Origin of the sequence: Streptomyces sp. NPDC058662 (genome assembly GCF_042716255.1) — a bacterium.
Lineage (GTDB): Bacteria > Actinomycetota > Actinomycetes > Streptomycetales > Streptomycetaceae > Streptomyces.
The window spans coordinates 1-1,223 of the sequence record NZ_JBHXRU010000219.1 but is presented as its reverse complement, the minus strand read 5'-3'; the positions used below and the strand labels follow the sequence as shown (position 1 = coordinate 1,223).

1 protein-coding gene is annotated in these 1,223 nt (G+C 67.5%); it reads right to left on the bottom strand.

Annotation, left to right across the window (positions count from 1 at the left end):
* Positions 1 to 46 precede the first annotated feature (46 nt).
* Positions 47 to 1,126 (bottom strand): hypothetical protein, encoded by a 1,080-nt coding sequence (locus tag ACFWUQ_RS31475; RefSeq protein WP_384544830.1) that lies wholly within the window; start codon positions 1,124 to 1,126, stop codon positions 47 to 49.
* Positions 1,127 to 1,223 lie beyond the last annotated feature (97 nt).

Here is a 1,223-nt window from a genome sequence, read left to right as displayed (position 1 = left end):
CCCGGCCGCGGGCCCGGGGTGGGTCGCGGGGCCGGGTGGGGACATGTCAGTGGCAGCCGCAGCTGGCCGCGGTCACCCGGTTCATCCGCCGACGCGGACGCTCCTCCACCGCCGTACCCGCCCCCGCCAACGCGGCGCCGCCGTCCGCCCACGAGAGCGTACTGGTCGCGCACTCCAACACGATCTGGAACTCCGTCAACGGCACCGAACCCAACACCAGATGCACCGACACCGCGGCCTTGCCCGTACTGGCCGCATTCGACTCGCAATTGAACGGCAACTGCGGAGCGGCCCGGTTCAACCCGAACTCCACACCGAACACCCGCCCATGCCCCGCATCCACAGCGAACAACTCCCGCAACGCGTCCGCCGCCTGCGAGGAACCCGCCTCCGCCGCCTTCAAATCCCGCACCACACCGTCCTCGACGGTCAGCACCAACGGATAATGCGACAACGACGACAACCGCTCGAACAACTCCTGACAACGCCCGGCACCAGCCGACCGCGCCGTCACCAGCGGCCAACCCTTCACCGCGATCTGCCCCGACACCACCGTGCCCACCGAATCCGCCGCCAGCCGCTCACGGCCCGCCGACACCGACCTCACCGCACCCGGCGTGAACACACCCGGATCCGAGAACGACCAACGCGCCCCCGGGAACGCCAACTTCGCCACCGACGAAGTCAAGACGTCCTCCAACACCAACGCCCGACCGTCCCCACCCAACGCTGCGACCAGCGAACGCTGTGCGCCCTCGATCGCCTGCGGATCAGCCTTCTCCAAAGACTCCACCACCGCCCGCGCCTGATCCAGCGCCAACGCCCCCGACCCCACACGCACCACCGCGACCGCCCGTGAAGGACCCACCTCCACCGCCGGCGCACCCCACAAACCCTCATCCGAGGAGACGACCAGCACATCACTGCCCGCCGGGACCCGCGAACGCAACACCTGCGTCAACGACTCACCCACATCCGCCACCACGACCACACCCTCCCCGTAACGGGAAGACGACTCGATCCGGAAGGACGCGGCGAACTTGTTTTCCAACACAAGAACAAAATGGTTACGGCCGCTCCCGTACTGGCGATAGGCCTCAGGACGAACGATAATCACCGTGGACACTCCCAGATCGTTGTGCGGTGTCTCAGCGAGGCGGGTCGAGCTACCATCTCGACCCGCCTCGCATTCACGAACCTTCGCCGCCCCGCCCTGAAATCAT